This window comes from Deinococcus sp. Arct2-2 (assembly GCF_004801315.1).
In the GTDB taxonomy this organism is placed as follows: Bacteria; Deinococcota; Deinococci; order Deinococcales; family Deinococcaceae; genus Deinococcus.
Genome location: NZ_SSNW01000034.1, coordinates 45,502 through 53,121, shown reverse-complemented (window position 1 = coordinate 53,121; position 7,620 = coordinate 45,502). Strand labels below are relative to the sequence as shown.

At 62.3% G+C, this 7,620-nt stretch carries 6 protein-coding genes; all 6 read right to left on the bottom strand.

What is annotated here, in order from left to right; all coding sequences use genetic code 11:
• On the bottom strand, positions 1-830 hold an 830-nt coding region (locus E7T06_RS14125; protein WP_276605574.1), incomplete at its 3' end, for a transposase.
• Positions 831-1,174: 344 nt separating this feature from the next.
• The gene (locus E7T06_RS14120) at positions 1,175-2,377 is read right to left on the bottom strand and encodes a membrane dipeptidase (RefSeq protein WP_136366422.1); all 1,203 of its coding nucleotides are present in this window, start codon (positions 2,375-2,377) and stop codon (positions 1,175-1,177) included.
• A 20-nt stretch (positions 2,378-2,397) separates the two neighbouring features.
• A complete protein-coding gene (locus E7T06_RS14115; protein ID WP_168733550.1) occupies positions 2,398-3,267 on the bottom strand; it encodes an ABC transporter permease in 870 nt (289 codons plus the stop codon).
• Positions 3,260-4,216, bottom strand: a complete 957-nt coding sequence (locus E7T06_RS14110) for an ABC transporter permease (protein ID WP_136366421.1) — start codon at positions 4,214-4,216, stop codon at positions 3,260-3,262. Before E7T06_RS14110 ends, E7T06_RS14115 begins: the two co-directional genes overlap by 8 nt.
• On the bottom strand, positions 4,216-5,754 hold the full coding sequence (locus E7T06_RS14105; protein ID WP_136366420.1) for an ABC transporter substrate-binding protein: 1,539 nt from the start codon (positions 5,752-5,754) through the stop codon (positions 4,216-4,218). The genes E7T06_RS14110 and E7T06_RS14105 overlap by 1 nt, the downstream gene beginning before the upstream one ends.
• Positions 5,751-7,523, bottom strand: a complete 1,773-nt coding sequence (locus tag E7T06_RS14100) for a M28 family peptidase (protein ID WP_136366419.1) — start codon at positions 7,521-7,523, stop codon at positions 5,751-5,753. Before E7T06_RS14100 ends, E7T06_RS14105 begins: the two co-directional genes overlap by 4 nt.
• Positions 7,524-7,620: the final 97 nt, after the last annotated feature.

The window sequence follows — 7,620 nt, the reverse complement described above, 5'->3', positions numbered from 1 at the left end:
GCGAGGGAATGATTGCGGTCAGCGATGAACCGTCTTTCCCGGCCCGACAACGCCACCAAACGGCGGGTCGCGGAACGGGTGCCTTGACGCTGCAACGAGGACTTGACACGGGCGAAGCTGTCTTTGATCTGGTTGTTCTGCTTCCCGGAGAAAAACTGGGTGCGGTTGCGGGTATCGGTCACGACGGCATGAAAGCGCTGCCCGACATCCACACCGACGACGTTGGTGTGATCTCCCGGTTGGGGATCAGGCAGGTCGACTTCGACGCTCACCAGCAAGAAATACTGTTTCTTCGATTTCTGGTAGTACAGCTTGGCCGCGCCGACTTCGCTCCCCGAACGAATGAGATCAAGGTGTTTGGCGTAGCCCTCATAGGTCATGACCTGACGGCCTTTAAGGGTCAAGACGCTGACTCTGCCGTCTTTCTTCCAACTGTAATCCTTGCCGTACTGGTATTCCAGAGTGCGGGAGACGAATTTGGCAGGACGTTCGAATCCCCGAAAAGGACGTGGGGCGTAACCGGGCTTCACACCCTGAATGACCTTCTGACGGGCATGGTGATCTTTGCACTTCGTCCACAGCCCCTTGTAGGAGGCCGCGACAAGTCGCGGGGCGCTGCACGCCATCTGGGACGGCAGCCCGATGACCTCACGGAGGTGGGTATACACCTCGCTCTGAATCTTGGCTGCCCCAGAACACTTGTTCATCTCAAACGCCCGCACGGAGGTGTAGTTCAGCGCGTCACGAAACGCCAGCGTCGCTCCATCAAGGGCGGCTTTCTGCGCCCCCGTATGGTTCAGCTTGAGTTTGGCCGTGAGCGTCATCTTCACCAAAAGGAAAATATTATTATGTCTTTGAAAGAACAAGACGCTTTGGCTTCAATTTCGGCTTCAGCGCCCCGCCCTTCGGGCGGCTGGGCTCTCCCTCCCATGACTAAAGTCGCGTGCTTCCCGCCCAGACCCAGTGAATCGCCGCTTCTCTTCAGAAGCAATCGGCCCACCAGATTCTTCCTGTCCAAGCCCAAAAAGCGTCGAGCACGCAAAAATGGTCACTTGGCTTGCTGTCGCGCCGCTCGTCACAGGCCGAAACCGGCACCGACAGGGGAAAGCCAAGGTCTGGCGGACACAGACCTGAACTCCCTAGGTCGGGCAGGCGTCGCGATGGGGGGTCGGCCTTACCGGCACCAGACCTCTTTCAATACCCGCATAACGTTGCCTCCCACGGCTTTGGCGATATCGTCGTCGCTGTATCCGTGGGTGACCAACCAGCGCACGATATTCGGGAACGCCTCGGCGGGGCTCTCAAGTCCGTCCACAAACGGCACCTTCTCGTACTCCAGGTGACCGCGCGACGCACCTATGGACAAGGCGTCACTCAGGGCAGTATGCAGGCCCACATGGTCTCCAAACAACACGTCCGGCCCGAAGGCCACATGATCAATACCAACCAGATTCACGCAGTACTCGTAGTGCTCCATAAATGACTCAATGGTGTGGCGTGGGTTTTGCACGGAGATGGTCGTGTGTGGGGCCGCCTCGATCCCGATGACGCCGCCTTTCTCGGCACAGGCGCGGATCACGTCGTCGGGTTTCAGGCGGTTGGAGTTCCACAGTTGACGGGCACCGGCATGGGTAATGAAGATGGGATGATCACTGGCCTCGATGGTATCGAGAGAGGTCTGGTCGCCGGAGTGGCTCACGTCGATTGCCATGCCCAAGCGGTTCATCCTCCTGACAGCCTGCCGTCCGAAGGTGGTGAGCCCACCATCACGCGGTTCCTTAAGCCCGCCTCCCAGTTGGTTGCCCTCGCTGTAGGCGATGCCCAGGCACCGCACGCCCAAGCCGTAGAGGACATCGATGCGGTCGAGTTCGTTCTCGATCATTGCCGCACCTTCGAGCGAGACGATGAAGGCAATCTGCCCGTTGGCCTTGGCATTGACAATGTCTTCGGTGGTGCGGCACAGCACCACCATGTCTTGATGGTCGATGTCGGACAGCCGGATCCCGAGGTCGTGGATGATGTCCGTCCACTTCCATCCGCCGCGCGAGGTAATCATCGCCGTGCCGTTCATCAGGTTGTCGAAGACCGCGTCCAGCCCGGAGACACTCAGGCCCTCGTATCCGGTGAAATCACGCCCCCAGCGCCGGAATTCCATGAATTCGTCCAAGTTCTCAGGCGCGATGAAACAGTGATCGTGAAGCGAGATGATCAGCTGCTCCTGGAAGATCCGTTTGACTCGCCGCTCCTGTTCCTCAGTCACCGCCACCGGACGGCTGTCCACCCGCTGAAGCTCAGGGCTGAGCCGGAACTCTTTGTAATCTTCCCCAGGCTTGAGGTAGGAAAACGACTGATAACCGCTGTAGCGTTTCGGTTGCATAGGGCCTCCTTGAAAATTGTTCAGTCGGTCGGGTCGGTGGCGTCCCGGACGGCGTCGCCCAACAGGTTCGTGGCAAGCACTGTGATGAGGATCAGGACGCCGGGGTACAGGGCCAGGCGGGGCGCCGTGTAGAAGTAGTTTTGGGCGCCGCTGAGCATGTTGCCCCAACTGGCACTGGGCGGCTGGATGCCCAGGCCCAGGAACGACAGGGCCGACTCCGCCAGAATCGCGGTGCTGATCCCCACACTGGCATTGACGATCAGGGTGGGCAGGATCTGGGGAAGCACGTGCCGGAAGAGTACCCGGCTGTCATGACTGCCCAGGGCGCGGGCCGCCTCGACGTATTGTTCCTCACGAAACTTCAGCACTTCCCCGCGCACGAGCCGGGCCAGACCCATCCAAGACGTGAGGCCGATCACCAGCACCAAGGGGACGAGTCCAGGGCCAAAGAACGTGAGGGTCAAGACGCTCAGGAAGAAGGCGGGGAGGGCCAAAATGCCGTCTGTGACCCGCATCAGCAGGCCAGCCAGCCAGCCCCCATAAAAGCCTGCCAGCGCGCCCACCAGCGTCCCGACACTGACGGAGACGAGCACGGCGAACAGGCCGACCATCAAACTGATTCTCCCCCCCAGCATCAACCGCACCAAGACGTCCCGGCCGCTCTCATCGGTGCCGAGGGGCTGGGCCAAGGTGCTGGGTGCCAACTGGCGGGCGAGATCAAGAACGTCTGGGTCAACGGGCCGCACCACCGGTCCTAGAAAAGCGAAGACCACCACGAGGACCAGGGTGGCGGCCGAACCAAGGGCCACTGGATCGCGCCGCAGCCGCCGCCAGGAGCGCTGCGCAGGAGCCTGGGCCAGGTAAGCGCGCGTGGTCGCCAGCTCAGCCATCGGTGCGGATCCGGGGATCAATCAGGGGATAGACGAGGTCAATGAGCAGATTGAAGAGCACGACTGCGGCGGCGACCACCAGGGTCACGCCCAGGATCAGCGGGTAATCCCGCCCCAGCGCGGCCTCGACGCTTAGGCGGCCCATGCCGGGCCAGGCGAAGATCGTTTCCGTGACGGCCGCTCCCCCGACCAGACGCGGGAGTTGAAGGCCGATGACAGTGACAACAGGAATCAGGGCGTTTTTGAGGACGTGGCGCACATGAACAGTGCGCTGGGGAAGCCCCTTGGCCCGGGCCGTCCGGACGTGATCCAACTTGGCGGCGCTGCGGACGCTGGACCGGGTGTAGCGCAGCAGTTCTGCGATGGACGCGCTCGCCAGCACGACCGCTGGCAGCAGGAGATGCCGCAGCAGATCAACTAGGTTGCCCTCCATGCCCGTGGTGTACATGCCCCCCGCGGGCAGCACTGGGCGCAGGACAGCGAGGGCGATGATCAGGATCAGTCCCAACCAGAACACGGGAACGGCCAGCACGACCACACTGATGAAACTGACGAGTCGGTCGAGCCAGGAATGGGGCCGAAGACCGCTCAGCGTGCCGAGGGGAACGGCGACGAGCAGCGTGAGCGTCAGGGCAGCACCTGCCAGGATCAGCGTATTGCCGAGGCGCGAGGCGATGACTTGGGTGGTGGGGGTCCCGAACAAGAAGCTCTGGCCGAGGTCGCCGCGGACGGCGTTGCCCACGAATTTGAGGAACTGAACCGGTAGGGGGTCATTGAGGCCTAGCCGCGCTTCGATGACCGCCCGTTCGGCGTCCCGCAGGGCCGGGTCAGCCAGCGCCGCTGGCCCACCAGGAGCGAGCCGGACGATGAAAAACGTCACGACTGCCACCACCGCGAGAACGACCAGCGCGTGGAGGACGCGGCGGGCAACGTACCCGGGGCTGAGCATCAGCGCAGCTGGAAGCGCTCGGTGTACCGCAGGGCGTCGCGGATACCCAGATCTGGAACGCCGGTCAAGTCCTTGCTGATCGCCTGAAGTTCCTTGGGATAGTACAAGACGAGAACCGGCGGATCCTGCATGGTGAGGCGCTGGTAGGCGTTGTAGATGTTCTTGCGGGCCACCGGATCCACTGTTTCACGCCCGCGCTTGAGCAGCGAGTCGGCCCGCGCATTGCTCCAAGACGCTTCATTGTTGTCCTGTCCAGTGGCGTAGAACGAATATTGATCAGGATCGGGCGGCGTCGTCCACCAGATCAGGTTGGCGTCGTATTTGCCGGGAATCAGGTAATCGCGCACCAGGGTGCCGAATTCCAGGGTTTGCAGGGTCACGTCCATGCCGATCTTCTTGAGATCTTGCTGCACGGCCAGCGCGGATTGTTCCCGGGTCGCGTTGCCCTTGTCCACGATCAGGGTGAATTTGAAGGGTTCACCTTTGGCGTTCACCAGGGTGCCCCGCGCATTGGGCTTCCAGCCGGCCTGAGCGAGCAGCTTGAGGGCCTGCGCCGGATTGTAGGTGATGGGCTTGATGGATTTGTCGTAGTAGGTGCGCAGCGCGGTGGGAATGGTTCCCGTGGGGTAATCCGCGTACCCCTTCAAGATGCCGTCGATGATGGCCTTGCGGTTAACCGCGTACTGCATGGCCTCACGCACCTTGGGAGCCGTGAACAGGGGATTTTTCAGGTTGAAGAACACCAAGTAGTGCTGGACGGCGTTGGCCTGCTTGATGGCAATATTCGGAACGTTCTGGACGCTGGCCAGGTTGCTCGGCTCCAAGGTGACCCAGTCCAGCTGACCCGAGCGGAGCTGGGCCACCTGCGTGTTCAGATCCGGGACGACCTTGAAGGTGATGCCGGCGAGCTTCGGGGCGGCCCCGTAGTAGTCCTTGTTCGCCTCGAGCGTCACGCTGGCGCCCGGAACGACGCGCGAGACCTTGAACGGCCCGGTACCGATAGGCAACTGACGGTTGAAGGCCGTATTGGAACTGAGATCTTTGCCCTCCAGCAGGTGTTTCGGCAAAATCCCGGCATTGTGTCCCAGCAGGATCAGAAACGGCGCGAAGGGGCGGGAGAGGGTAAACCTGACAGTGTACTTGCCCCGGGCTTCCACAGATTTGATGCTGCTGAAGTCGGACGCCAGCCGTGAACCGCTCTTGGGATCGGCGGCCGTCTTGAAGGTGTAGACGACGTCATCGGCCGTGAACGGCTTGCCGTCGTGCCAGCGAACGTCGTCCCGCAGGGCGAAGGTATAGACCAAGCCGCCGTTCGTGACCGTCCAACTCTTGGCCAGATCCGGCACCGGTTGGAGGTTCTCGTCGGGCCGAACCAGTCCAGGGAAGAGCACCTTGTTGACCAGGATGCTGCCCAGATCCGGCGCGATCAACGGGTTCAGGATCGGGTCGTTGATCAGCGGCAGTTGCAAGATGTTGCTCTGCGCGCCGGCCAGCCCAGCGGCGAGGGCGAGGCCGAGCGTCATCAGCGTACGTTTCATGATGTTCCTCCTTTGACCGAAAGCTCAAGGTGGTTCAGGGCGTCCCGGACGGCGACCCGGGCGTCACCGAGGTGCGCGAGCAGCCGGTTGAGTCCCCGGGTGGCGTGGGTCAGGATGAAGCCGCGCTGAGAGACGTCTGCGCCCGGCAGGGTCTGGAGGACGGCAAGATCGGGCAGTGGGGGCACATGCTCAGCCGGGTCGTGGAAGAAGGCCGGTGACTGCGTGTAGTTGACCTGAACGAGGTGACGGGCCAGGGTGATCAGCGCAGCATTCACGCGGCGTACCTGCGGGGAGGTGAGAGACTCGCCCGTGAGGCTTCCTGCCGCCCGCATCAATTCACGCAGATCGGACCTCAGCGCCTCGACGGCGTCCTGCGCCCGGCTGAGGTTGAAGGCCGTCCCGGTCCCCTCACCGTACTCCGCGAGCGTCTGATCGAACTCGTCGAGAATCTGGACGTAATCGAAAGGAATGATGGTCTGGTTCGCCGTGCGGTAAGCCGACAGCAAGTAGATTTTGATGTCTTTGAGGAGGATGCCCCGGTCAGCGACGTCCAGGGTGTCGTCCTCGGTGTGCCAGGCGATGTTGCCGCCACAGCCACCGACCGCGTAGTAGCCCTTTTCAGCACGCAGGTCATCCGGCATGGTGGAGAGCAGCATGAAGAACCCGCTGAGGCCGATGTTGTTAAACGAATAGTCACCCGCCCGCACGGGCCGCTCGGCCTGCATCTCCTGGCCGGTCACGTCGCGGATGATATTGGCCGCCCAGGCGGTGGCCTCGGCCATCACGCTGACGTCCTTGTACTCGGTGGCCCAGCGGCAGCCCGGCGAGTCGCAGTTGATCTGGGCGACGCAGTTTCGGTACAGCTCCAGGGCGAAGTGATCGGCATACCAGGTGCTGCCGGCGTAGCGGCCGGTCGAGTGCCCAGGCCACCAGGCGATGCGTACAGATCGGCGCAGCCCGGCGCGGTTGTTCCACAGGTTCCGGGCCACCTCCAGCAGGGTGGCGTCGCCCACCGCGTTGTCTCCGACACCGTAATCCCAGGAGTCGTAGTGGCCATGCAGCAGCACGAAGGCCTCGGGATCCTCGCTTCCGGGAATGGTCACCACCGGCACCGGCGACGGGAACCAGCCCTCCTCAAGTTCGGTGACCATCACTGCCGGTGCGCCCGAGCGGGCCAACTCGATCAGTTGGTCGCCATCGGCCCGGTTGACATTGGCGACGGCTACCCGAGGTTTACGCGGCAGATCGTGCAGGTCAGGTGTGCCCCAAATGCTGGTGCAGATGCCCCAGTGCGCGCGGGCGCCGGGATTGATGGCGATCACCCCGAGCGCGCCGCGCCGTTCCAACTCCCGAATCTTACCAGGCATGCCAAAACCCTCGGTAACCACAATCTTGCCGGCGACATCGACCTCGCCGTCCAGCAGGGCGCTGGAAAACATGTCGTCGGCATTCGCCGCGTACTGGCTGGGCTGATACACCAGCGGGGCCGTCAATCCCTGCGGGAAGACCGCGCTCATGGCCATGGGTTTGGCCGCGAAGGTGAGGCCGCCGGCCGACACGCTGGCCTGACCCGGCAGGCTCAGGAACAATTCCGGGACATGCACCTCGACGGGAATGCCCAATTCACGCAGGTGACGTTCAATGTGCGCTGCGGCGCGCCGCACGTCGTTCGGATGTTCCCGCTTGAGCGTGGAGAACGTCGTGATCAGTTCCCAGGGTCGGTCGAGTGTGACGGCATCGAGCAGCTGACGTTCTTCAGCGAGCAGCATACCTTTCTCCCTATGATTCACCAGATGAATTATCGGTTCACTCAATGGAATTTAGTTAGCGTATAGTGTGAGGTCAGCGTATGGGAAAGTCAAGTCC